At 42.9% G+C, this 22,620-nt stretch carries 33 protein-coding genes and 2 pseudogenes; 2 read left to right on the top strand and 33 right to left on the bottom strand.

Annotated elements, in window-relative coordinates; all coding sequences use genetic code 11:
* The first annotated feature begins 439 nt into the window (after window positions 1-439).
* Window positions 440-589 carry a hypothetical protein gene (locus tag OC529_RS04150; protein ID WP_162489709.1) on the top strand — a complete coding sequence of 50 codons (150 nt, stop codon included), beginning with the start codon at window positions 440-442 and terminating at the stop codon, window positions 587-589.
* A 141-nt stretch (window positions 590-730) separates the two neighbouring features.
* Window positions 731-910, top strand: a complete 180-nt coding sequence (locus tag OC529_RS04155; protein ID WP_023937752.1) for a hypothetical protein — start codon at window positions 731-733, stop codon at window positions 908-910.
* Window positions 911-1,221: 311 nt separating this feature from the next.
* Here OC529_RS04155 and OC529_RS04160 read toward each other — a convergent pair whose 3' ends face one another.
* From OC529_RS04160 to OC529_RS04320, 33 genes and pseudogenes are all read right to left on the bottom strand, one after another.
* Window positions 1,222-2,172 (bottom strand): N-acetylmuramoyl-L-alanine amidase family protein, encoded by a 951-nt coding sequence (locus tag OC529_RS04160; RefSeq protein WP_262081550.1) that lies wholly within the window; start codon window positions 2,170-2,172, stop codon window positions 1,222-1,224.
* Complete coding sequence (locus tag OC529_RS04165) at window positions 2,172-2,507, bottom strand: phage holin (protein WP_262081551.1); 336 nt, start codon at window positions 2,505-2,507, stop codon at window positions 2,172-2,174. The genes OC529_RS04160 and OC529_RS04165 overlap by 1 nt, the downstream gene beginning before the upstream one ends.
* Before the next feature lie 15 nt (window positions 2,508-2,522).
* The gene (locus tag OC529_RS04170; protein WP_262081552.1) at window positions 2,523-2,879 is read right to left on the bottom strand and encodes a hypothetical protein; all 357 of its coding nucleotides are present in this window, start codon (window positions 2,877-2,879) and stop codon (window positions 2,523-2,525) included.
* An 8-nt stretch (window positions 2,880-2,887) separates the two neighbouring features.
* On the bottom strand, window positions 2,888-3,670 hold the full coding sequence (locus tag OC529_RS04175; RefSeq protein WP_262081553.1) for a hypothetical protein: 783 nt from the start codon (window positions 3,668-3,670) through the stop codon (window positions 2,888-2,890).
* Between the two features lie 5 nt (window positions 3,671-3,675).
* Window positions 3,676-3,996, bottom strand: a complete 321-nt coding sequence (locus OC529_RS04180; protein WP_262081554.1) for a hypothetical protein — start codon at window positions 3,994-3,996, stop codon at window positions 3,676-3,678.
* Between the two features lie 6 nt (window positions 3,997-4,002).
* Entirely contained in the window at window positions 4,003-4,479 is a 477-nt protein-coding gene (locus OC529_RS04185; RefSeq protein WP_262081555.1) for a carboxypeptidase-like regulatory domain-containing protein, read from the bottom strand.
* A 13-nt stretch (window positions 4,480-4,492) separates the two neighbouring features.
* On the bottom strand, window positions 4,493-4,930 hold the full coding sequence (locus tag OC529_RS04190; protein WP_262081556.1) for a hypothetical protein: 438 nt from the start codon (window positions 4,928-4,930) through the stop codon (window positions 4,493-4,495).
* A gap of 10 nt (window positions 4,931-4,940) precedes the next feature.
* A complete protein-coding gene (locus tag OC529_RS04195) occupies window positions 4,941-5,093 on the bottom strand; it encodes a hypothetical protein (protein WP_173214043.1) in 153 nt (50 codons plus the stop codon).
* Window positions 5,086-5,676 (bottom strand): hypothetical protein, encoded by a 591-nt coding sequence (locus tag OC529_RS04200; protein ID WP_262081557.1) that lies wholly within the window; start codon window positions 5,674-5,676, stop codon window positions 5,086-5,088. The genes OC529_RS04195 and OC529_RS04200 overlap by 8 nt, the downstream gene beginning before the upstream one ends.
* The gene (locus OC529_RS04205; RefSeq protein ID WP_262081558.1) at window positions 5,673-5,879 is read right to left on the bottom strand and encodes a hypothetical protein; all 207 of its coding nucleotides are present in this window, start codon (window positions 5,877-5,879) and stop codon (window positions 5,673-5,675) included. Before OC529_RS04205 ends, OC529_RS04200 begins: the two co-directional genes overlap by 4 nt.
* A pseudogene (locus tag OC529_RS04210) lies at window positions 5,872-6,807 on the bottom strand (tail fiber domain-containing protein); the annotation flags it as partial. The pseudogene OC529_RS04210 and the gene OC529_RS04205, both read right to left, overlap by 8 nt.
* 138 nt (window positions 6,808-6,945) lie before the next feature.
* Window positions 6,946-7,323, bottom strand: a pseudogene (locus OC529_RS04215) (gp58-like family protein); the annotation flags it as partial.
* A gap of 3 nt (window positions 7,324-7,326) precedes the next feature.
* On the bottom strand, window positions 7,327-7,728 hold the full coding sequence (locus tag OC529_RS04220; RefSeq protein WP_262081559.1) for a hypothetical protein: 402 nt from the start codon (window positions 7,726-7,728) through the stop codon (window positions 7,327-7,329).
* Between the two features lie 8 nt (window positions 7,729-7,736).
* Window positions 7,737-8,537, bottom strand: a complete 801-nt coding sequence (locus tag OC529_RS11735) for a hypothetical protein (RefSeq protein WP_316043898.1) — start codon at window positions 8,535-8,537, stop codon at window positions 7,737-7,739.
* Window positions 8,534-10,345, bottom strand: a complete 1,812-nt coding sequence (locus tag OC529_RS11740; RefSeq protein ID WP_316043899.1) for a pblB — start codon at window positions 10,343-10,345, stop codon at window positions 8,534-8,536. Before OC529_RS11740 ends, OC529_RS11735 begins: the two co-directional genes overlap by 4 nt.
* 4 nt (window positions 10,346-10,349) lie before the next feature.
* Window positions 10,350-10,700: a DUF6711 family protein gene (locus OC529_RS04235; protein WP_164226351.1), complete on the bottom strand. Its 351-nt coding sequence runs from the start codon at window positions 10,698-10,700 to the stop codon at window positions 10,350-10,352.
* 8 nt (window positions 10,701-10,708) lie between these two features.
* Entirely contained in the window at window positions 10,709-14,503 is a 3,795-nt protein-coding gene (locus tag OC529_RS04240; protein WP_262081560.1) for a hypothetical protein, read from the bottom strand.
* Window positions 14,490-14,840 (bottom strand): hypothetical protein, encoded by a 351-nt coding sequence (locus OC529_RS04245; protein WP_164226349.1) that lies wholly within the window; start codon window positions 14,838-14,840, stop codon window positions 14,490-14,492. Before OC529_RS04245 ends, OC529_RS04240 begins: the two co-directional genes overlap by 14 nt.
* A 38-nt stretch (window positions 14,841-14,878) precedes the next feature.
* Window positions 14,879-15,259, bottom strand: a complete 381-nt coding sequence (locus OC529_RS04250) for a DUF6096 family protein (protein WP_071208933.1) — start codon at window positions 15,257-15,259, stop codon at window positions 14,879-14,881.
* Between the two features lie 4 nt (window positions 15,260-15,263).
* Window positions 15,264-15,677, bottom strand: a complete 414-nt coding sequence (locus OC529_RS04255; protein WP_049515339.1) for a phage tail tube protein — start codon at window positions 15,675-15,677, stop codon at window positions 15,264-15,266.
* Between the two features lie 2 nt (window positions 15,678-15,679).
* The gene (locus OC529_RS04260; RefSeq protein ID WP_050242960.1) at window positions 15,680-16,048 is read right to left on the bottom strand and encodes a hypothetical protein; all 369 of its coding nucleotides are present in this window, start codon (window positions 16,046-16,048) and stop codon (window positions 15,680-15,682) included.
* Window positions 16,045-16,560, bottom strand: a complete 516-nt coding sequence (locus OC529_RS04265; RefSeq protein ID WP_262081561.1) for an HK97-gp10 family putative phage morphogenesis protein — start codon at window positions 16,558-16,560, stop codon at window positions 16,045-16,047. The genes OC529_RS04260 and OC529_RS04265 overlap by 4 nt, the downstream gene beginning before the upstream one ends.
* Entirely contained in the window at window positions 16,535-16,873 is a 339-nt protein-coding gene (locus tag OC529_RS04270; RefSeq protein ID WP_000478943.1) for a hypothetical protein, read from the bottom strand. Before OC529_RS04270 ends, OC529_RS04265 begins: the two co-directional genes overlap by 26 nt.
* Entirely contained in the window at window positions 16,854-17,165 is a 312-nt protein-coding gene (locus OC529_RS04275; RefSeq protein WP_000021220.1) for a phage head-tail connector protein, read from the bottom strand. The genes OC529_RS04270 and OC529_RS04275 overlap by 20 nt, the downstream gene beginning before the upstream one ends.
* Before the next feature lies 1 nt (window position 17,166).
* Window positions 17,167-17,355: a hypothetical protein gene (locus OC529_RS04280; RefSeq protein WP_262081562.1), complete on the bottom strand. Its 189-nt coding sequence runs from the start codon at window positions 17,353-17,355 to the stop codon at window positions 17,167-17,169.
* The gene (locus tag OC529_RS04285) at window positions 17,345-17,527 is read right to left on the bottom strand and encodes a Rho termination factor N-terminal domain-containing protein (RefSeq protein WP_262081563.1); all 183 of its coding nucleotides are present in this window, start codon (window positions 17,525-17,527) and stop codon (window positions 17,345-17,347) included. The genes OC529_RS04280 and OC529_RS04285 overlap by 11 nt, the downstream gene beginning before the upstream one ends.
* 11 nt (window positions 17,528-17,538) lie before the next feature.
* Window positions 17,539-18,381 carry a N4-gp56 family major capsid protein gene (locus OC529_RS04290; protein WP_262081564.1) on the bottom strand — a complete coding sequence of 281 codons (843 nt, stop codon included), beginning with the start codon at window positions 18,379-18,381 and terminating at the stop codon, window positions 17,539-17,541.
* Window positions 18,382-18,386: 5 nt separating this feature from the next.
* Window positions 18,387-18,971: a DUF4355 domain-containing protein gene (locus OC529_RS04295; RefSeq protein WP_001288021.1), complete on the bottom strand. Its 585-nt coding sequence runs from the start codon at window positions 18,969-18,971 to the stop codon at window positions 18,387-18,389.
* 167 nt (window positions 18,972-19,138) lie between these two features.
* Entirely contained in the window at window positions 19,139-19,303 is a 165-nt protein-coding gene (locus OC529_RS04300; RefSeq protein WP_262081565.1) for a hypothetical protein, read from the bottom strand.
* A 4-nt stretch (window positions 19,304-19,307) separates the two neighbouring features.
* On the bottom strand, window positions 19,308-19,571 hold the full coding sequence (locus OC529_RS04305; RefSeq protein ID WP_262081566.1) for a hypothetical protein: 264 nt from the start codon (window positions 19,569-19,571) through the stop codon (window positions 19,308-19,310).
* Between the two features lie 51 nt (window positions 19,572-19,622).
* Window positions 19,623-19,850: a hypothetical protein gene (locus OC529_RS04310; RefSeq protein WP_050242952.1), complete on the bottom strand. Its 228-nt coding sequence runs from the start codon at window positions 19,848-19,850 to the stop codon at window positions 19,623-19,625.
* A complete protein-coding gene (locus OC529_RS04315) occupies window positions 19,838-21,241 on the bottom strand; it encodes a minor capsid protein (protein ID WP_262081567.1) in 1,404 nt (467 codons plus the stop codon). Before OC529_RS04315 ends, OC529_RS04310 begins: the two co-directional genes overlap by 13 nt.
* Window positions 21,150-22,619 (bottom strand): phage portal protein, encoded by a 1,470-nt coding sequence (locus OC529_RS04320; RefSeq protein ID WP_262081568.1) that lies wholly within the window; start codon window positions 22,617-22,619, stop codon window positions 21,150-21,152. The genes OC529_RS04315 and OC529_RS04320 overlap by 92 nt, the downstream gene beginning before the upstream one ends.
* Window position 22,620: the final 1 nt, after the last annotated feature.

The following is a 22,620-nucleotide window of genomic DNA, read 5'->3' on the forward strand; positions in this document are numbered from 1 at the left end:
GCTTATGGATTTCATCCGTTCAAGCTAAAAGTCATGCCGTATTCAATCTCGTATTCACTTTTGGTTGACCTACTGAAAACCCACTGATTTCAAGGGACTAGGAAGACGTGAGCTGTTTATACCATAAGTGAAAAACGTTTACAAATAGTTATCATCACTTGTAAATAGTTGAGTTTTTACTTATTTTTCCTTAAAATCATTTACACTAATTTCCATCGTTTTTTAAAATCGTATTCATCTTCGTATTCATTTTTACAATCATCTTTGCCCGTATAGTTGAGAAGGTTTCAATTTACTTCTAATAGTTTACAAATAGAAAACTGTGATTACTCACGGTCTTTTTTTAAAAAAATAAAATAAAAAAACTCCATCAAAACTCTTGACTTTCTCGGTATACCGTGATATAATATAATCAAGATAAGGAAAGGGGGTGATGAAGTTGAACAAAGAAGATTGGCTTAGGTTACTTGAAAAGGCAATAGACAATATTCCTGAAACAGTAACTGCTATCGCAAGTCTAGTGACCGCAATAACGGTCGCAAGGCAAAACAAAAAGCGTAAACCGAAATCCCGCAAAAGAAAAAGGTAAACGCTAAGAGGTTGGGGCGAAAGCCCCTCACACCTCTATTTTATCAAATGGAACGAGGAAATGCAATGGTTAGTGCAATAGCTATTTTTATAATTGCAATTAATGTATACATTTATCTAAAAAACAAAAAGGACAAATAAGATGAGAAAAGTTATTCAAGAATTGTTAGACAGTTCGATGTCTACATCTGCTATTTCGCAAGGCGCTGGAGTTCCATGGACTACCGTTTCTGACCTCAGAAAAGGAAAAACAAGTATGGACAAAATGGCACTTCTCACAGCGGAAAAACTTTATGAATTTGCTACAACTGATAAGCAGTGATTTCGGTCACTGTTTTTTTATTTTTAACAAAACACCGTTTTTGACAATAATACCCTGCCATTACTCCTCCCTATTCTTCAAGAAAACGCTTTTTTGAACAATAGGATTTAGATTTTGATTTCTAATCGTTCAAAATGCGTGTTTTTGCAAAATAGAAATACAAACTCTAATTTTGTTAACGTCAACAAAATTGACAACCAAGCGCTTTGTAAAGCTATTTGTTGATGTCAACAAGTCAATTTCAGAGCAAACAAAAAAACCGCAAGCCTGAGCCTGCGGTGAAAGAACAATTTAGAAAGTTTCCTTTCTATTTATTTAACTGTAATCAAGCCATCTGGCTCTACTGTGAACTCTGGCTTGTCTGCCATTGTTCCGTCTGGTTTGATGTAGTACCAGCCTTGACCTGCTCTGACGAATTCATTTGATACCATGTTACCGTCTTTGCTGTCGAGGTAGTACCATGTATCCTTATACTTGACCCAACCTGTCTTCATGGCACCTTCTACGTCGAAATAGTACCACTTCTCAGCAATTTTCTTCCAGCCTGTCGCCATTGCGCCTGATTGGTCAAAGTAGTACCAGTTGCCGTCTGAGTGCTTCTTCCAGCAGTCTGCAAGCATGTAGCCTGAGCCGTCGAAGTAATACCAGGTTCCGTTGATTTTCTCAAACTTGTCTTTTGGATAAGAGCCGTCTGAGTGTACATACCAATAGCCTGTATCGTCCTTCTGCCAGCCTGCCTCAATCGTCAAGCCGTTTTCAATATCCTGCTTGAACTGTTCACAGCTAACGCCCCATTTGGCTAGATATGGATACGGGTCAATGTGGTCTGAATGGTTGTCTGGTTGGTTATTGGTACAGTATTCATGCGTTTTGATACCTTCCAAACTGCTTGTATCAAGCGTTTTCGGCAAACCTGCTTCATCTGCTAGATTGCGTAAGAGTTCGATATAGAGGCGGTAGTCAGCCATGAACTCTTCTTTAGTTGAATGGCTTTCAATCAATTCAACTGCTGCATAGCTTTCCGCATTCCAACCGCCCCCAACGTCCCAAGATCCGTTATTTACAGGGCCTACTTGCATGACACGGCCATTCCCAACAATGTGAGAGAAGAAACCAAGTTCAGGGTCCTTTCTATAGTGGTAGTCCGCCTCATTCTGAGCGCTTGAGTTGCGGTTGCCTGTTGAGTGAGCATGTACTTGTCGGTAAGGCTGCACCCCAACCTGGGGCAAGCCTGTACGTAGTCTGCTTGTATCGATATCCATTACTCTTGTCCTTTCCAAGCGTCATTCATCTGCTTCACTGCTGACTCTACAAAGGTATCCAAGTCTTTGTTCGTCATGCTGATGTTATATTTGGTCAGCTCTGCACTAATTTTAGCGCGAGCCTGTGCCAGCTTTTCATCTCCCTTGTAGCCAGTTTCAGCAGCTACCTGCTCAACGGCATTTACTGCGTTCTTGGCTAGGATTTCAGCGATAATAACCGCTTTTTCTCCACCTTTTCGCAAAAGATAGTCTTTCACTGCTTTCACGATACCGCCTACTGCTACTGCTAAAAATCCTGTCGCAAAAGCGATGATAAATTCGTTAAATTGTGTCATGTGTTGTTTCCTTTCTTATTCATAATAGAATGTGATATCAAGGCTAATATACCCCGTTGTGACTCCTACGCGTTTGAAGTTTTCAATTGTTTCGCTACTCAAATGAAAAGTGTATGAATTATCAGAGATACCCACCGATTTTGTCGTGATCAACGGGAATTCGCTAGCGCCTATTCTTACTTTTGTTATTTTCTTATCTCCAAGAGTTGTTTTTATATCTTTTTTATATACAAAAAGACTATAATTTTTAAAAAAAGAGAGAGTCACATCTTTTATGGTAACACTTTTCAAACCCTCCCACACCAACCTATCACCAATATAGCGCTTGACAATCTCCTGATTGCCTAACATGATTCTTACTCTATCTCTCATAGCTTCACCTACTTAAAAATATCGTAAATCGTGTGAGGGTCTTTGGTAGTAATAGCATCGTACTGCTCTTGCGTACCTGCCCAATAGTTGAGTGCCTGCGAACCGTTCTGATTGACAATGTTCTGACCAGGAGCTCCCGTTGCTCCTCGTTCGCCATCGTTGATGTTATCCAAATGAGTAAAAGCAGAGGCTCTCAATCCTCTGTAATTCACTTCAATACGGACTTCGAACCAACCACCAGAGCGCTGAGAAGCGTTCCACTGACCAAATTTACCATTTGCATCAGGCGTTTGATTTCTCAAAACACCCCAGCTATTATTCCCAAAACCTCTGTAGTAGTAATCAAGAGTATAGCCACTCGTGACTGCTTCGCCATCGTAGAATACATCCGCAAACAGATTCAATTGGCTAGTAGAGCCATTCTTATAAGAACCCTCAATACGAACGCTGGCATTCAAACTATGTCCATTTTCCCCTTTTAAGCTTTCTCTCTGGCTGGATGTCAGATTGTCAAATGACGGGCGATTTTCCAAGGCGGAAATCCTAGCCTTGATTGGGATATCATTGTACAACTCCCATTTTTGGGCATAAGTAGACAAGTCTTGGTGGGAGGTCAAGTAGCCTTTCTCTTCCAGCTCCGCTTTTGTAACGAGGGTTTCTGGATTGACTCTCGGTCTACTCTCAAGGGAGCCCAGTCTTTCCTGGACTTCCCTATCCTTTAACTCTGAATCTTCTTTGATTGCCTTGACATCCTCACCGATTGCTCTTGCTAGATTTTCAAGGTTACTCATAGCACTCACGCTTTCGCTGCGTTATAGGTTGCGACCAAGTCAACATTGGCAATCTGGTCTACACGTCCGCTGACTTCAGTTACTTTGCCAAGAAGTGCGCCGTTTTCGTCTTGTCCCATACTTGTGATTTTTTCCGCAATTTCTTTCAGTGTGTCAAGATTTTCAGGGGTACCTTCTCCCAAGATTTCAGCCTTGACCTCTGATTTAGCTTGAGAGATAGCTTGGTTCATGGCAACAGTTGTCGCCTTGGTATCCATATCCTGCTTGATTCCTTTGACATCTTCCCCCACTGCCTGTGCGAATGCTGTTAATTTTGTAGTATCCATTTTGTGTTACACCTTTCCTAAATTGTAATAAAAGAGTAGGTCTGGAAATTCCGGACATACTCCACCTTCGCTTGCAGGCCTTTCTGCAAGTTGTTTCTCAACTTCTTTTGCAATATCCAGCTCCTTTAAAGCATGGACTTCTTCTGTGACCAATTCCTTATCTGAGGCGACTATCTGGATATGGACAGATTTATCACTGGGAAAAACATAGCCTCCAGCCGTGATTTCCAAGCGATAACTCCCAATCGGCAAGATAGCGTCCAGATGAAAACTCACACCTTGACTGGTAACGGTTACCTGCTTCTTCCACTGGTAGCCCTCCTTGGTCAGACTAATCAGCGCCTCCTCCCCTTCCAGAGAGGAAATCACTTGGTAGTCTTCGTCTAAGAGGGCAAAACCAAAGGTGGAAGCCAAGTCCCCTTGCTTAATCAGGTGACCGCCGTCAATCTGTGCGAGATTGGTCATATTGAGATTACAGACCATTCTGCACCTCTTTCTAATCATCTACTAAGATGTCTTCCTTAATCTCCAATTTTCCAAAATCGTTGAATAAGCGGTCTATGTAGCCATTACCTCCTAAAGCCTTGTAGCTTTTGTGCAGACTTTCCACTAGGGAAAATTCGTCTTTTGAAGTGAACCCTCTACGAATAGCCCGTCGCATATCACGGTCAAGGCGCAACTTCATAGTATTTAGATGCGCCTCGTCGTGCACTTTTAGCTTTTCCTGTACTTCATCGATTTTGGAATTGCTATCTTTAGCGGTAGTCTGGACATCTTCAATCTGTTTCTTGACATCGGTTAGTTCCGAGACGATTTTATCTGTTTCTTCTTTTGTTTTTTTCGGCAACCGATAGCTTATCCAAGCAATGATTGTTGGAGTTAGCACTGGCATTACGCTAGTGAAAAAGTGTTCTATTTTTTCAAAGACGTCCATAAACACCTCGCTAGTCTGCCAGATGGCTCAAACCACGTCGCTTCAATTCCTTGCGCACACGGTCTTTCCAGCGTTTATGTACCCACGAAAAGTCAACTGCTCCACGTTCCAGTAGGTTGATGTACATATCGATTTTTGCTTGATCTAGTGTAATCTTACTCATTGCTGCTACCTCCATTGTCTTCACTAGGGCTCTCTTGGTTTGTCGTTTCAGAAATGTCATCTTCTTTCTCGCTTTCTTTCTTATCTTCTACCGCTGGGGTTGGTTGTGTAGGCGCTTCTGCTACTGGTTGTTCAGTAGTTGGTTGCGCTGGTGCTGGTTCATCAGCTTGGTTTTCTGTGTCCGTAACCTGAGGGGCTTCCTCGTCTGCCTCTTCTTTCTCCTCCCGGTCAGGCTCTCCTTGAACTTCCAGCTCTTCCAATCGCGCTAAGATATCCTCAATATCCTGAGCATTCTGGAGATTGACCTTCTGCATGCCATCCATGAGCTGGTTGGCTCTCTCCAGCGCTTCCGTCGTCTTAGCCAGTTGTTCTTGGTTTTTGACGATTGCGCTTGTAGGGTCAAGTTCGGTACGAACCAATTCTAAAACCGCTTGGATAAGGGCGTCCTCACTATCCTGTGTATAGTCACCTAGCAATTCGCACTGCTCATAAGAATAGCGCCCCTTGTTTTCCATCTTGATGGCGACAACTGTTACATTTTCCCCACCTTTCAAGTAGGGCTTGATTGCAAGTTCATAGCTCATTTGTTACTTCCTTTCATTTTTGCTTGCATTTCGTCAAATAGTTCTTTGAGGGCTGGTTCATATTCCAGCACGGCTTTAAAGCCCCGTAATTCAGCTAAAGCCAGCGTATAGTGCGCTTCTAAATGCGCACGATCCAATTCGCCTTCAGCCAAGCGGTTAGCGAGCGACTCAGCGACTAGCTTGTCGATTGTGTGATTATCCATGTGTGTTCTCCATTTCTTTGATTTTCTGGTCTAGTTCTTGGACAGCCTTCAGCAAGTAGGGGACGAACTTTGAATAGTTGATAGACAGATAAGATGTTACTTCATCTGTTTCAACTGCATGAGGGACTACCTCCTGCACTTCCTGCGCAATCAAACCAACCTCTTCGTGTTTCTGGTTCTCGATGAAATCAAAAGAGACCATGTTCAATGCTTGGATTTTATCCAGAGCATTAACTGGACTCTCTTTAATATTTTCTTTCAAGCGTCTATCTGAACTCGAAGTAATACCTGCATAGCCTCTCCATTTTGCTGTAGTGATTTGATTCCACCAGACGACGGCATTCTCTCCTCCAGCCGGATTTGACCCAGCACCATAAATATCTGCATTTCCTGTCCAGATACCTTTATTAGCATTAATCTTGCTATAGAAATTAACGTTTGTAGAGCCAGAAAAGTCAACTTTCCCATAAAAACTAACTGTATTCTTACAATACATCTGCCCATCTGTGTCCACATGCCAAGAATTCGGTCCTGCTTGGTTCCAGTTATCGCCCCAATTAGCCCAGAAAGCTGTCTTAGTGCCATAACCAGCACCATTCCCCATACCGACCGAGAATTGATTAACACCAGAAATCCAGCGTCCACCTCCATTGTCAAACTGACCCAAGGTGAAACCTCCAATTTCACCTTGATAGGCTTGTAGGAAGGTTGAGCTAGATACAACAGATTCAATCTTAGTCGCAAAAATACGTTTAGATGTCAGCTTGTCAATCAAGGCATCTCTAGCGGTCAAATTCCGAATCAGGGCATCGTCTACGCTGATTTTATCGCCTGTGATAGCCCCAGCTTGGATGTTTTCAGCAGTCACAGACCCAGCTGCTAACTTACCAGCAGTCACCGCACCATCCACAATCATGTCAGATTTCACCCTGACTTTTGGAGCGATGATGTCCACACCTTTCGAACTGGTCGAAATGGTAGAGGCTAACTGCTCACCCGTTAAGGTAGTAGAGCCGATGGTCACACCTTCAGGCGTCACTTGTACCCTCGCACTGTTAGCAGCGTCTCGCACTTCCTGCCTGATTTCTCTAGCCGTCTGAGCGATAGCGCTCTTGACATTTGTATCAAAGAACTGAGTCAGCGCCCCTTGGTTATTCTGCTGGATTTTGCCCCATAGAGTACTGTTTGGGTCTCTTAATTCCAGTTCAATAGAACGCATATCCTTGAAGAGACCAGATAGAGTACGTTGCGTTACAGTAGGCTCCACAAAACTAGTAGGAAAATCACCCTGCTCAAGCTGGATATCCGTCAGCACCGTATCTCCCACACAACCCATGTGGTGCAGTTTCAGCAGTTCATCTCGTGACCGTGGCTGAAAGACTTTGTAATACCGCCCGTTGTGCTCAAGAGCAGGCGACCGAACGTTTTGAATGGTTATGTCCATGTGTTACCTCATTCTGTCATATAAAACAATATCTTTATAATCATCTCTAAACCAGTTTCGTGTCAAATCAGATAAAGCTTGACGCTTGCTTGCTTCATCTACTCCTGCATCTTCGTTTTGACCTAGTAAAAACATAAAAGATGGACTAGTTGTTGATAAATTATAAGCATATACCTTAACAAACTTTTCTTCTATTCTCAAATAGTAGTACCCTGATTTTAATTCTTCATATCGGTGCCAGAATTGAGTACGGCAAACTAAAGTAGCTGACTGATAGTTAATATTTGATATAGTCAATGGCAAAGTATTTACAATTCGAAATCTGTATTTTTTCCAGATTAGCTTATCTCCTATATATCTTTCAACAACTTCCTTGCCACCCACGTAAATTCCTTCTCTAGTCATACTACCTCCTACGAACTACTATAGATGTCATAGATAGTATTGCTATCCTTGTTAGGAATCGCGTCATATTGAGCCCTTGTACCAGACCAATACTTCATCGGTTGCCCACCGTTTTGGTTGACGATGTTCTGACCAGGCGCTCCATCTGCACCTCTAGCTCCTGTCGGTCCTGCCGGTCCTGCTGGACCCGTTGCACCATTCGCCCCCCTTGCACCGTCACTAACATTGTCAAGCCGTGTGCTAGCAGCTGCTTTAATGCCGTTGTGCGTTACAACGATGTAGACCTCAAACCAGTCTCCTGAACGCTGAGAAGCATTCCACTGGCCAAACTTTCCATTGGCATCAGGCGTTTGGCTCAGCAAGCTTTGCCAGTTGTTATTCCCAAAACCTCTGTAGTAATAATCAACAGTATAGCCACTGGTTAACCGTGTTCCGTCATAGTAGACGTCCGCGATCAAATTTAACCGACTAGTCGCACCGTTTCGATAGCTTCCCTCAATACGTACATTCGCATTTAAGCTGTGGCCATTTTCGCCACGCAAGCCCTCTCTCTGCTGACTCGTCAGATTCTCGAACCGCATGACACCGTCTGCGCCTCGTGGTCCTGTTTCCCCACGTTCTCCACGGTCTCCTTTGGGACCAGTCAGATATTGAAGAGCTGAGAAATGGTCAGAGCCATTTCCAACCTTAACCTTACCAGTATCACTCTCAATACCTAACTCGCCATCTAGTAAGACCAGAGTGCTACTTGCCCAGTCACTCGCTGACATACGCTTGTGTTGTACCCTTACTGGGATTGTCTCTGTCATGTTCTACCTCCGTCAAAAATAAAAGTTGGATTTTGGTTCCAACTTCCGTCATATCTAGCATGTTGCCCATCAGCAACCGTCTTGTAGACTGGCGCTAGTTCAATCCGTCTTGTCTGATTGTCAATCGTCACAGACTGCTCTACGTTCTGATACCAGTCGCCTGAGAATGTCAGACGATAGGCACCGTAGTAGACCGCTAAGACCTGTTCCTCTTTCTGGGTCAGGTCTTTATCAATCGCTGGCATGACCGAATTAGCAGGCGCTAAATGAACGTGGCCACCGTAAAACGGTGTCTTATTGACTACCACAGTCACATCTGTCTTACCGTAAGGCGTACAGGTTGCTGACCAGCTGATGACGTATTTTTTGCCAATTTCAAAACCCTCTCCATTGTGACCGACTTCCACGAAATCCGTTCCATAACTAATTTTCTTGGCCGTGCCACCATTGAGGCGGTTCTTATTGTACTGAGTATTTCCGTCACCACCAATCAGACTAGCGTTAACCCTTGCAGTCTCACTGACCTGCTCCAGTTTCTTGCTTAATTCAGCAATTGAGTCAGCACCACTCATCAGCTCCTCACGGATTCGCTTCACGAACTCAGGACGCTCTTTCTCCATTTCCTCGTGGATTTTGGCGCCAAATTCTTCGGCATTTTCTTTGTATTTTTCGATTGCATCATCAATCACTTTTTTACGTTTCTCAAACTCTGCTTCAAAGGCTGCGTCTGCTGCTTCTATCTGTGCTTGGATTTTCGCTTCAATGCCATCTTGTTGCTTAATCTGCTTGGTAATCGTACCCTCGTAAGAATACTGAGTATCGTTTCCAGCCTTACTATCTGCACTGATACGACCTCTCAGACCGCCTTTAAAAGTAAAGCTCTGACTTAACACAGGAACTTTAAAGGTTTCTTTCTTGTTGGTCTGAATGGTTACCCACTGCCCAACCTCAAGTAACAAATGTCCTTGGTAGTTGAGATTATAAGGGTAGTAAGTCAGGTTTTTCAACTTGTAATACAGGTCATTTAAAGCGCTCTGGGTCATGAAGACATTGTCCATTTCCAAAGACCGACCTGTCTTCATACCGACTGTCAGAGACTTCTTATCTGTCTTACAAGTGATACCAGCTATCTGATACTCAATCTCACTCTTGGTCAAGCCATGTAAGAAGTAACTGTCAGCGTTGATCGTGATATTTGACTCAGTTAAATCACGGATTTCCATCTTACCTTCTCGGTTGAAGAAGCAAGACATCCCAATCATCTGAGTCATAGCACTCAGCATATCCCTAAAGGAAAGTTTCTTACCTTCAGGAACTTGCTCGACATGGTAACGCATAGCACTGATTCCGAAATAGTCATTCGCTAACTCAATGCCCGTTTTTAGGCAGATTTCCTGAATAACCTCTCGTACCTCAGCCGGAAAATGCAAGTCCGTCACATACTCACGATTGAGCTTAAACATACCGTCCATGAGCTCCAGCGTGGTAGTGTTTCGGTTTCGGTCAATCTCAATATCGTTGATGAAGTATTCCCCCATCTTGACCCACTGGTAGGTATCCCCAACAAGTAGACCAATCTCAGGGTGTAGAATATCCAGCTTATTGAACGTGGTAATGATACTGGTAAAGGTAATCTTACCGCTACCAGCACACGTTCCACCGGGCTTGTATGTATCACCTTTGATGTAGCCATACTCAAAGCTAGCCTCTTTGATATCTCGTGAAGCATAGTCTCCAACACGGATAGCCAGCGTCCTTTCCTTGGCAAACATGGCTCTGTCAAATTGTCGTCTAGTTAAAGCGTCCATTTTCTTACCTCTCTACCAGATTAAATTTAGCGCCAGACCAAGGTTTGAACTTCTCAGTAAAGGTATAGCTTGGAGCTGTCCTATCACCGACGTAGAAAGTCCCAGTTGTCTGACCTTTAACGGGGTCAGGGTAGGAAACCTCAAAAAAGACTGCTGACACGGCATTTAAAAGCTGACTCATTTCTTCTTGAGTCATCATACCCCATTCACAGTCTAACTTACGCTTAGTCGTAATACGGTCACGCACCATATCGCCATTGGCATTACGCCCTGTTTCTCCATCGATATCTTGAATACCGACCTGAAAAGATTTGGGAGGCTTCACAGCCACCCCATTGATTGTCAATTGTGCCATTTAACCTCCTAAATCTTGAGCAAGGTTTGACCTGCTCGTTCATGTTCCTTGTTGATTTCTTGGATGGCTACCCGTCCGAACTCATGTCCTGCGATTTGGATAACGATGTCGCCGTCACCAGAAAATCCACCTTGTGGACTTACACCAGCCATGGCATTTACTACCGCACTGCTGACAACTCGCCCAAGTGTTTGGATAAATCCTGTATTTTCAAGTGGTACGACCGCCTCTTTACCTGCTTCACCAATCATGGCAATAGTTGGACTATCAACGATACCACCACGGGCAAGACGAGGGAGGCTAACTGAGCTTACACTTCCAATCCATCCCAAACCAGGCAAGTTTCTGACAACATCTAAAACACCATTAATCATTCCGATGAAGCCATTGACTACATTTTCAATCGTTCCAAGAACCGCATTGACAGCACTCTTAAACGCTCCACCTACTGCCTCACCGACCATCTGACCAGCGTTTACGAAGATACTTTTAACAGTATCCCAAACACCTTTAAAGAAGTCACCGATAGAACTGAAAGCATCTTTTACAGCGTTGTAAGCATTAGTGAACATCTCACCAAACCAGTTTGAAACACTGGATAACGCATTAGTCACATCTGCCCATCTCTCGCCAAACCATGAACCTAGTTTGCTAAAGATGTTTGTTAGACCAGTCCATGCTTTTTGGAACATATCCGTAAACCATGCTCCAATATTAGCCAAAGCATTAGTCACATCTGCCCAACGTTGTCCGAACCATGAGCCGATTGGTGTGAAGATATTAACGATAGCATCCCATGCACCTTGGAATACACCAGAAAACCACTCTCCGATACCAGAGAATATGTTTACAATGGCGTCCCATGCTTGCTGGAATTTCTCGCCAAACCATTGACCTATCGGCTCAAAGATTTCTTGTAGTTTCGTCCATAGACCGCTGAAAAATTCGCCAATCGCTTGACAAATACCACTGATAAAATCACACAGTCCTTGCCATGCAGTTTTAGCGAACTCGACAACAGTATCCCAGTTTTGGTAGAGCAAGACACCGATAGCAATCAAAGCTGCAATAGCAGCAATAACTAAGGTTATCGGGCTGGTCAATACCGCAATAGCTCCATTGAGCGCCCATGTTGCGGCTGCTGCAACTCCTGCTGCAACCGATTGAGCGATTTCTGCGGCTGCTGCAAGTCCCATTTGTGCTGCATGAACACCCCACGCTAGTGCTGATTTACCAAGTTCTAAAGCAGTTTTTCCTAGCTGTGCAATTGTTTTACCTGAATTGACCACAAAATCTTTTGCATATAAGGTATTCAAATACACGCTTTCTGCAAAATCTTTTATCTTATCAACTGTTAATCCTTTTACCGCACTAACTAAATCAGTGAAAGCTCCACTTAATTTACCAATTCCTGCTGCAAGACCACCAGCCTGCTCAGCCCAAGACATGAATTTAATACCTTCCCAAGCTGTCGATACCAGACCGATTGCAGTGGCCATGGCTGAAACTATCTCTCGGTTATCCTTGCACCAATCGGAAAAAGCAACGAAAGCATCGCTAACGACTTTTACTGTATCAGCTAGAATTTTTAAAGCCTCTAAAATAGCTCCGCCTAGCACATCGGCAACTTCACCAATGCTGATACCGAATGTATCGGCTAAGAACTCAGCAAAAGGTTGCATATTATCTTCCCAGACTTGTTTGAGAACATCAACCAGTCCTCCAAAAGCTTGACTTAAAGAATCAATAGCTGGACCGATATGATTGTTATAGACATCTTCAAATCCATCAGAGAATCTTTGAAGTGCTGGAGTAACATTGTTGTCAAAACTGTCTAAAAAGACTGATACAATTTGAGAAATACCGCTAGAAAGAGTTGTTATAAATGGGCTAACATGCTCATCATACACACGGCTAAACGCATCTCCAAAACGGTTCACTGCTTTCTCTATTGTTTCGAATACTGGAGCAATCGCATCTAAAGCTCCCTGTAAGGAACTTGATAATTTCGGAGCGTTATCTGTCACAATGCGTTCTAAGCCCTTGAATAAATCACCACCAAGTTTGCTTCCAATCTCAACAGCTTTTGAACTCAAACTCAAAAATGTTGACACAATAGCACTACCTATACGAACCGCACCAGTTGAAGTAATGACGTCGTAGAAAGCACTAGAAAAGGCCTGAGCGATGTTTCCTACTGCCTCTGCAATGTTACCAATATTATCAAACAAAGCGACTAGCGCTCTGGTAATGCGTTCTTTTTGCCTTCCAAGACCATTTGCAATACTTTCGGCAAGGAAAACACCGATACCTAGACCGATAGTAGCTATTGAGCCTGTCACTTGCCCTAAAGCATAAGCGATTTTCTCAGCCATTCGGTTAAAGGCATTCACAACTCTTGGATCAGTGGCGATTTCTCCCATTGTCTTAGCTATTTGGTCTAAGGCGGTCTTAATGCGTTCTATACCTTCTGGTCTAAATGCTGCATCAAAACCTTTCTTGAAGAGGTCAAACAACCCTTTCAGCTTATCTCCAAGACCATCGAAAATGCTCTTGAACTGGTTATCCATGTCGGTCAACTCGACTTCTGGCAAGATGTCTTTGAAAGGTCCGCCACCGCCTCCCTTTCCTTTACCACCTTTGCCTCCACCACCGCCTCCAGAACCGCCTGCAGCGTCGTCTTTTGGTTTTTGCAAGATGTTAATCTCATCAAATCCCATTAGACCTAGCAATTCTTTAGCGGCCTTCTTAGCATTTTTGGCCGAGTCTCCAAGGTTATCAGCAAGCCCTCCTGCTGAATCTCCAGCGTCATCTACTGCGTCAGCAAGGTCTCCTGCTCCGCCTGCAGCGTCTTTCATGGCGTTACCCATGTCTCCAACTGCTCCACCGACACCATCTTTCACTGTTGCTTTCTTGTTGAACATCAAAGCGATAAACTCAGCTAGTTTTGCCGTAACGTTCTTCAAAACCATAGCAAAAGAGTTCAAGACAGGCATAATGGCATTGATAATCGGTAACATAGAGTTACCAAGGTTCAATGCTGCGTCCTTCATCAGCGACTTAAACAGGCTGATACTACCGTTGACTGAGTTGGATAAGGTATCTCCATACTTGGCTGTAGCCTGTTCCAGAATAGCCATAAGGCGGATTTGTTGCTGGGTTTGGTAATCCAACTGTTGCCAGCTTTGTCCGTTTGCGAACTTCTTGAAGGCTTCAGTGGACTCAATCATAGCTACATTGACGTTGATTCCTAGGTCTTCTATCGCTTCCGTGTTCCCTAGTAAACCTGAGCGAATCCGCTCCATAACGTCTGTAATCGTGCGCCCTGAACCTTCAGCAACAACTGCCGATGTCTGCAACATCTTAGCAGTATAGGCGCTTAGCTTGTTGGTATCTTTTATAAATCCAGAAAATAAGTTTGAGTAGACTGCACCGTAGTTGGTCGCCTCACCCACACCCATGTTCATAGCGTTGGCGTTATCGTTAACCCATTTTAAGAAAGATTGCGAACTCTCGCCCATCTGTCGCTTGATTTGGTTCATAGACGCTGCTACTTCAAGAGCCGTCTGCGTTGAATACATCCCAACATCAAGCAATTTCTTACCAAGGATTGCAAAACCAGCGAACTTAGCTAGCTTGCCAAACGCACTACCGATTGAGCTCGACTGTTCACGAACTTTAGCAGTGGCATTCTTCACTTGGTCAGATGTCCCCTTGACCTGATTCTCGACTTCTTTCATCTTCTTCCTGAAAGGCGCTATCTCAGCGTCAATCATGACCTTCAATTCATCAAGAGTTGCCATTTACTTCCTCCTTCCTTTTTCGATTGTGTCTCTCTGCAAAATCACGCATCCGTTCCTTATGCAACAAAAACGCTTGTCTCTGCCGTTCCTGTTCTACCGCTTGTTGCTCTTCTACAAACAACTCAGGCGCATATTCCCAGAACTCAAAGACCTTGGCATCTTTGGATAACAATAAGGAAATGTGGTTGGATATCATCTGCGAAAGTATGTACGAGTCAATAATCTTTTCTTTACGCTCTTGGATTTTGACACGGTTGTAGCTTTCAATCATTTCCCTGATTTCAAGCACCGTTAAATCCCAAAAATCAAGAGGCTTACCCCCGATGTCCAAAAACATAGGATAAAGCCTCTCAATAATCTGCGTTACCGTTAAGATTACTCGACTACTGTCATTTTCTTCTTGGAAGTTTTCTTGCCCTTGCTTCCTCGTGGAGTAAAACCCGACACTTCAAAGAGTGGCATTAAAACCTCTGTCATGAAGGTTGTTTGGTCTCCACCATTATCCACGTATTCATCGTATAGATCGTAGACATCCTCAAAGGAATACCCATGTTCATACTGCTGCAAGGCTCCATGAACTAACAACAACATAACTTTCAAAGGCGGTAAAGTGAATTCTTCACCAGCTTCAGGCATAAAAATCTTTAACAAGTTCATGCCGATTTTTTCTTCCACAGTTGCAGCTTGATGAGATGTCAAACGTAGCTTCAACTCTTTTTCATCAGTAACTTTCCAAGTTGTGTATTTTAACGCCATTTAATTAACCTCCAAGACCGTCTACAAATTCCAACTCTGACTGCAAAGCAATTTTAAGGGTGAACTCGATAACGGCATTGACACCGCCACCACCAAGCTTAACAGATACTTGACCTTCAAAATGAACTTTAGTGTTGTCTGGGTAAGTTTGTTCAAAGAAGAGTTTCGTCTTGTTGTCTGCCGCTTTACGCAATACGCGATAAGGTGCGGTTTCTCCGTCGTTCTTATAAGCGAATTTGTACTCCAATTCCCCTGCGTCGCCAATACCGAATTCATACTTTTTAACTTTGTCTTCAAGAGTAGTGTTCTCTACTTTTTCAGGCTCAATACCAAACTCTGGTACTTCTTTCAACCCAGCAAGTTTAGTATAAGTTCCTTTAGCTGTACCATAAGCTAACGTAATTCCATTTGCTAACATGTTTAATTCTCCATTCTAAATTGAAAAACAAGCTCTGAGTGTAAGTCAACAACACCTTCAAAACGCATGACCTTATGTCTCAAATGTGACGGGTCTGGTACGTCTTGGCAGTCGGTTCTTCGCAAACCTAAAGACTCAAAAATCTGATTGATTTTAACAGCTAACTCACTAGTGCTGGTATCATCAAAGATATCCACCTTGTAGCGGATAGATGATTTTTGTTCCTGGTCGTCAAACCACTCTCCGGGCTTGTTTTGTTCTTCCAAAAAAATAACGACTGGAAAAGTCTCCCAATCGCTAGGATAAGTATCAGTCACATTATCTGCGACCTTTTGCAATTCTTTATAAATAACAGGCTTGATATTGATCATTTTATTTGTTCTCTTATCTTTCTACGCACATAATTCGAAATATTCTTAGACACACGCTCTTGATTGTCTCTCAAAGCTGGATAAAGATAAGGCTGTGCAGGTTGACCATACATCTTGTAGAACTCCCCAATCTTTTGAAAGTGGTAAGGCCCTACATTGATTTGGTCTTCATGCACATACCAAGGATTAGACTTGTAAGTCACGCTGACTTCTGGAGAGATACCAGAATGGCTAGCCTGACCCTTAGGTCCCGTTCCAAACTCAACGTAAGGAGCGTATTTAAGGTTGGTGTAAACTTCGCCTATAGCCTTATCTCCGTCCATTTTTGCTCTAGTTTTGATACTAATTATAAGTTCTCCATCTCTCGCTGGTGCGAGTCTTCTTGCATCAGCTTGGACAACCTTTATAGCAGCATTGTGTACCGCACGTAAGACGATATCCTCGCCAGTTTTTTTACTAGCCAATCGTCTACATTTAGCTATAAGTCTATCTGCCCCTAGTAGCTCTGACACGCTCTAACTCCAAAACTTGATGATGTGTGTAGACCTTTTTAGAAATAACCCTGTGAGTCACTTCTGTCTGGCTATCGATACACACACCATCTTTCACTTTGATAGTAGCTGACTTGTTGGCATTTGCGTTCAAAATGTCGTTGACACGCTCGCCATACAATTCAGATTGTAGCTTACTACTAGCTGGCCACAATTCAAGACGGACTGTCTCAGCTTCCTTGGCATATCCTTCTTTTGCGACACCCTCCTCAGTGACAGTCTTTTCAAACCGTCGCATCGGATAAGGTTTCAGTCTACTCTGCTTCAAAAACATGGCCTGCCACCCTTGCTAGTCTATGCATGCGTATACGCTGTAGAAGACCCGTAGACAGGCCGTTTTCTCCGTAGACTACTGCTATACCACCCTCAGTCCTAGAGTGCTCTCCTTCCGCTCCTGATCGATTGTGGAGCTCGATAGCAACCTCAGGTATTAAGAGACTTAAAGCAGGTGTCAAAGATGTGCGATTAGTCTCTGACAAGATAAGATTTGTAGCCCTTGTTTGGAGCAACATGAGAAGCTGAGTATCTTCTTCGCCTGTTAATTTCTTCAGCAACTCTATAGACATATCAATCCTCTTCTAAGAACTCGGGTTCAGGGAGGATTTCCTCAAGAACGTCTGAGATAGCGACACCGTTGCTGGCAAAATTGTCAGCCAGCTCAGCATAGCGCTCCTCAGTAATCTCAAGTTCCTCTCCTGCCAGTCGTTTCACATTTGATTCCCAATCATAGAAATCTCGTTTGACTTTAAATTTCACTTTTTAAATCCTCCAACACCTCTACAATTTCAGCTTTTGATAACTTATATGCACCAGTTATGCCAGCTTCCTTAGCTAGATTCTTCAACTCTTCTAAAGTCTTATTCTCTAAATCAGAATACTGGCTATCCTGCTCCTCTTGGATATAATGACGTCGTAGCAATAAGCTCATATCGTCACCTCTTACTCACCGAATTTTACAACTCGTGTAGGGTCGTATAGGTAAACACCATAATGTTCATCACCTGTGATAACCGTTGTCTTTTTAAGGATGTCACGGTCTGTTTCGATAGCCACATCACGTTTTAGCATGATCACAAATGCACCGTATTTATTGGCATCATCTGTCTGAGTTTGGCTAGGAGAGACTTTGACGATAAATCCTTTGCCTTCATCAACTTTTTTAGAGCGTACAATTTGCACACCAGCAACTTCACCAAAGGTTCCGGAAACAACCATATTTGCTCCAAGCTCTGAACCTTTAATCCATTCTTTCGCTACTGCAGTTTTTAGCTTAGTAGCATCTTTAGGGTTGACGATAGCAACATACTGTGCATCTTCTTCATCCTCAAAAATATCAAGAGCCTTATCAATTGCCTCAATAGTAGTAGGAGCTTCTGATACATGCTGAGTTGCGGTTTTAGCAACTTCTACAAGATCGTTATCAATCTTATTGGCAATAGCCAAACCAAGCTGGTAAGTAGCTTGACCTAGTGGGTCACCAAGACCTGACAAAAGAGCTTCATCGGTAATTTCATAACCTTTAGCAGCCTTTTTGATGGTCATAGTAGTCTTTTTAGTAGTCAATTGGTCTGGAGAAATAGCTTGACCTTCTCCAACCTCTGTCGCATCTCCTGCATACTCCCATGCTGGAACTGTTAGAGTGTTACCCGGTTGGCCTTGGAGCGCTGTCTCCACATAAGCAAGTGGGGTGAATTTAATCAATTTAGGTAGTTTAGCGGAAACCATGTCCGCCATTACTTCTGGGTTAACCATAGTGGCTAATTTAGTTTGTCCTGCTGTCATTTATTTCAACCTTTCAATTTCTTATAGAGTTCTGGGTTCTTTTGATAGAGTTCATTTCGACTCTGATAACCCATACGAGCAAATTCTTCTTTTGTGATACCGTCGCTGTCAACTGGTGCTTGCTTCATTGGAGCTCCGCCTTTTAGCTTTTCTTGTACGCCTTTTTGCACGGCTTGCTCCCATGATTTCTGCAATACAGCGACAGACTGCGATACCGTCTCTGCGCTTGTCAAATCAACCACGTTCACTAACTCAACAGGTAAGTCACGTTCACTTAGCATTGCTTTAGCTTCTGCGGTCAATTCCTTGCGAGCAATAGCCTTTTCACGGTCAGCTAGTTCTTGCTCACGCTGATCCAACTGATATTTCTGTTTCTCATCAGCGTTCATCTTGGCAAGCTTCTTAGCTTCGTTTTCCTTGGCTTCTTGCTCAGCTTCCCATTTAGAGCGTTCGGCAGATAGCATCTTACCGATTTCAGCACGAGTGAAAGTTCGTTCGTGCTTTTCTTCCTGCACTGTATCAACATTTTCTTGAGTGTCGACAGTCTCAGTTGATTCAGTAGATACAGTTGCATTGATTTCTTCTGACATAATTGTCCTCCAGCGATTACGTCGCCACTCGATAATCTCGTTTTACGTCCGGCGACGGAACAGTACAGCTTTTAATGTCATCGGTACAGTTTGGACAATATTAAAACCGTACGGGATTCCATACGGTTAGAGCATAAGAAAACCGCCTTGATTTCGATGCGGTTAGGTTATTTATTTTTCAATTGTTTCAGTTTCTTTCTGTATTCAATTCCGACTTTTAGAGTTGAAATTACTGCTGAGATTACTTCGAATAATTTAATTATTACGAATAAAATTAATGCAAAAAATATAATCCAACCAAATAAAATTGATACCCAATCCCAGATAAACATGTTTTCACTCCTCTACTTTTTCGTATGTTTCTTTAAAAATGTCAGGTTTGCATGGATAGTACTCGCCCTGAACTCCTTTAATAATGTAATCCCCTTCTGTCGCAATCATCAATCCTTCAAGCGTTTCGATTTTTAAAAGAGGATTTTTTAAGTCTGCGTAATCAATCCGTACTGGATCTAATCCAAAATCACATAGCTCATTTATAGCTTCTTCTGTATCTAAAAACTGCACGGCTTCAACTACCACTGGCTTTTTACGATATTTCATTTCTCGCTCCTTTCTAAGCATAAAAAAAGCACTTAGATTTCTCTAGGTGCTTTAGCCATATTGTACTTCAACTTCGTTCATGATTTCCGGCAAAGTTTTCCCTTCAATCTGTAAAGAAATCAAATCGTCAAAAGAAGATGCTCTATATTCATTGTCCCCGATAATAACAACAATATCATAAATAGAATTAGGGAAAATTCCACATACTTGACCATTATAATTAAAAGAAGCGTCCCATCCATTATCATATAACGCTTGTAAATTATCTAATATCGCCATAATATATCTTGATTCTCCTTTCTTTCATCGTCTGTTAATTCTCTAGTACTCCTACTAACGAACTTACCTTCATCATCAAATACAAAATCATGAGCATGTTCTCCGATTTTTCCATAAGGATGACGTGCCGGTTGCTTATGGTTTGTAAAATGAACATCTTTCGTTTTAAAACCTCTAGCATCATAGTAAGTTCTACCAAGAACATCTCCGTTTGTAGCATTATGCTGAACTACACTATTAGGCAAACCTCTTTTGCCAGGCGGAGTGTGTCCAATTGTAGTCCCTGATACACTTACTATTGTACCATTTTTAATAGTTTTATCAAACGCTTTACGTTTTACAGACTTACCTTTTTCATCGACATACTTGCTATACCACTCTTTATACGTCATATCAGCAGGTACTAGCTCGGTCTTCCCTGTCACTGGATTCCTTGCTCTGCGCTTCAACTTGCTGTAGTCTGCGTCCTCATCGTATCCGACAGTAGTAGACCTGCACCACGGGTGCATAGGCGGACAATTAACGCCAGGGACAGCCTTATCCCTATCATAGACCTGATTATCATGTTCCTGACAAATGCGTGATGTACGCTTGTCTAAGACGGCTACAAAGATATACTTTTCTATGTCTGCTTCTTCATAGCTGAGTAGTTCCATTTGATTATGAAAAAAGGCTGATTCCGTCCGAACCAAACGCCTTGCATCGTTCTGACCTACATTGAATCGCTCAGCAATTGCTTGTGCAGTTTCTCGTGTATCTCTGCCTGTCATGAGGCTTATGAGTAATTCATCTTTTATGCTAGAAGTAAGCTTACCCGTATTCTTCCAGATGTCTGTTGAGTAGGTACTTCCGTCTCCTACCCAGCTAAAAGACTGTAGATGTTTAATCTCGCTCTCAGGAAGCCCAGAAAAGCCATATGCGAGCCCTGTCTGCTGTTGTAGGTCAAAGGTAGCCTTGTAGTAACTATCCTTCATCAGGTCGCTATAAAAGGCATCTGAGCCCGTCTTCTCCGAATGATAGATAGATTCACGCATACGGTCTAAATCGTTGCTCAAACGCTCTAAGCGCTTCATACGGAAAGAATAAGCTGGACTATCTAAGTCAGCCAGTAGTCTTTGAATGTTCGGGTCATTCGGCCTAGCCTCAAGCACCTTACGAAGTTCATTCAAGTCTTTCTTGTCCTTCATGTTCTTCAAAACTTGTTTAGCGTCTACCTGGCTTAAACCATAATCACGTTGGAACTTATCGAAAATCTTATTGATTTCCTTATCCAAGTAGGTCTTAGCTTCCTGATAGACCTTATCGAACTTGTCTGCCTGCTTTTCGGCCTTGTCCATCTGCTGGTAAATCAGATTGGCTTTCCTCTTCGCCCAATACTCCTGATTCTTCATCCTCTACCTCGTCTTCGGGTTTCGTGTTGTCTTGGTTGAACATCGGCATGTCTTCCATGTTCTTCTTTTTCTCTTCTTCCAAGGCTTCCAGCTCAGCGTCAGGGTCTTCTACAAATGGCAAGAGAGAAATAAGCTGCCTATTGGTCACTTTGCCTTCCAAGTTGTTCACAATCTGAGAGATTTCCAGTAAGTTCTTAGGTAAACCACGGCTAAACTGCGGAACGATTGAATGAGACTCTAAAGCAATCTGTTTCATACCCAAGTAATGAGCAAAAATCGCAATACGCTGTCTTAAACCTCGCTTGTAGTTCGCCTCCTTGGTCTTAGTAATCATCTCAAGGCCCATTAGCTTGAATTCCATGGCTACACCTGACGTATTGCCTGCGAAATTCTCATCAGTCAAGTTAGGCACATGGCTAAATGTGTAGATATCCTCTTTCAGAGCTGTACGCAAGATTTCAGTAGCACTTTCGTCCAGCGTGTTCTTCAAGAACTCAGCCCTTGCACTATCGCCCGGCAATTCCAAAAGGCCTTCTTCAGAAAGAATCTTCATCGCTACCTTAGCATCTTCTGGAGTGTCTGCTAATTGCGTACCATACAATACAAGGATAGACTCTACTGCCTGCTCCTTATCGTTGACACGGTTACCCATCAAGGAATTATAAGCGTCAATCAAGCTCATCTGTTGCTCGTAGTCGCCAATCGCAAAGTGATTGTTGCGATACTCAATGATTGGGATTTGCCCTAGGTTGTGGGGTTCTACTTGCTCATTCTGAGTTGTTCCTGAATCTGTACTTCTCAGTACCATGTGATAATGCAGATTCTCAGTAAAGACCTCAGCTTGATACTTAGTCGTGTCTTTTGTATCATCTTTGACTTGATAGTAGTAGACCGCAAACAAAGGCTTCCGCTCAATACTATCATCGTAAACCATAAAGGTATTTTCTGGATCGATACTAGTTGAGTCCAACTCAGTCAATCCCTCTTTGGCATAGATGTACTCGTAAGCACGACCGTAGATAGCCATGTTTAAAGCATTCTGCGCATCCACTTGGTCAATCTCAGCACCGTCAAAGGATGTGAGCAGTTCATCAATATCACCGTCAGCAGTATTGTTATACTTAATAGGATTGCCCATAAAATAGCCCGTAGCCGTGTCTGCAATATCCTTGGCATGATTAGCTACCGTCTTGTAATTGGGTGCGTTCACGTTGCGTCTCTTGTGATTTAAGATAGCATGCTCACCCAAGTAGTAGCTTTTAAGCTTCTTCAAACGTGAGCCTTCAGTGCTATGCTTCGTTATCAATTTATAAATCAGGTCTTTCTTCAAAGAACCCTCATCATATCCATCCCGTGGATAGGTTAAATATTGGTACATG

This window comes from Streptococcus sp. Marseille-Q5855, assembly GCF_946901985.1.
Lineage (GTDB): Bacteria > Bacillota > Bacilli > Lactobacillales > Streptococcaceae > Streptococcus.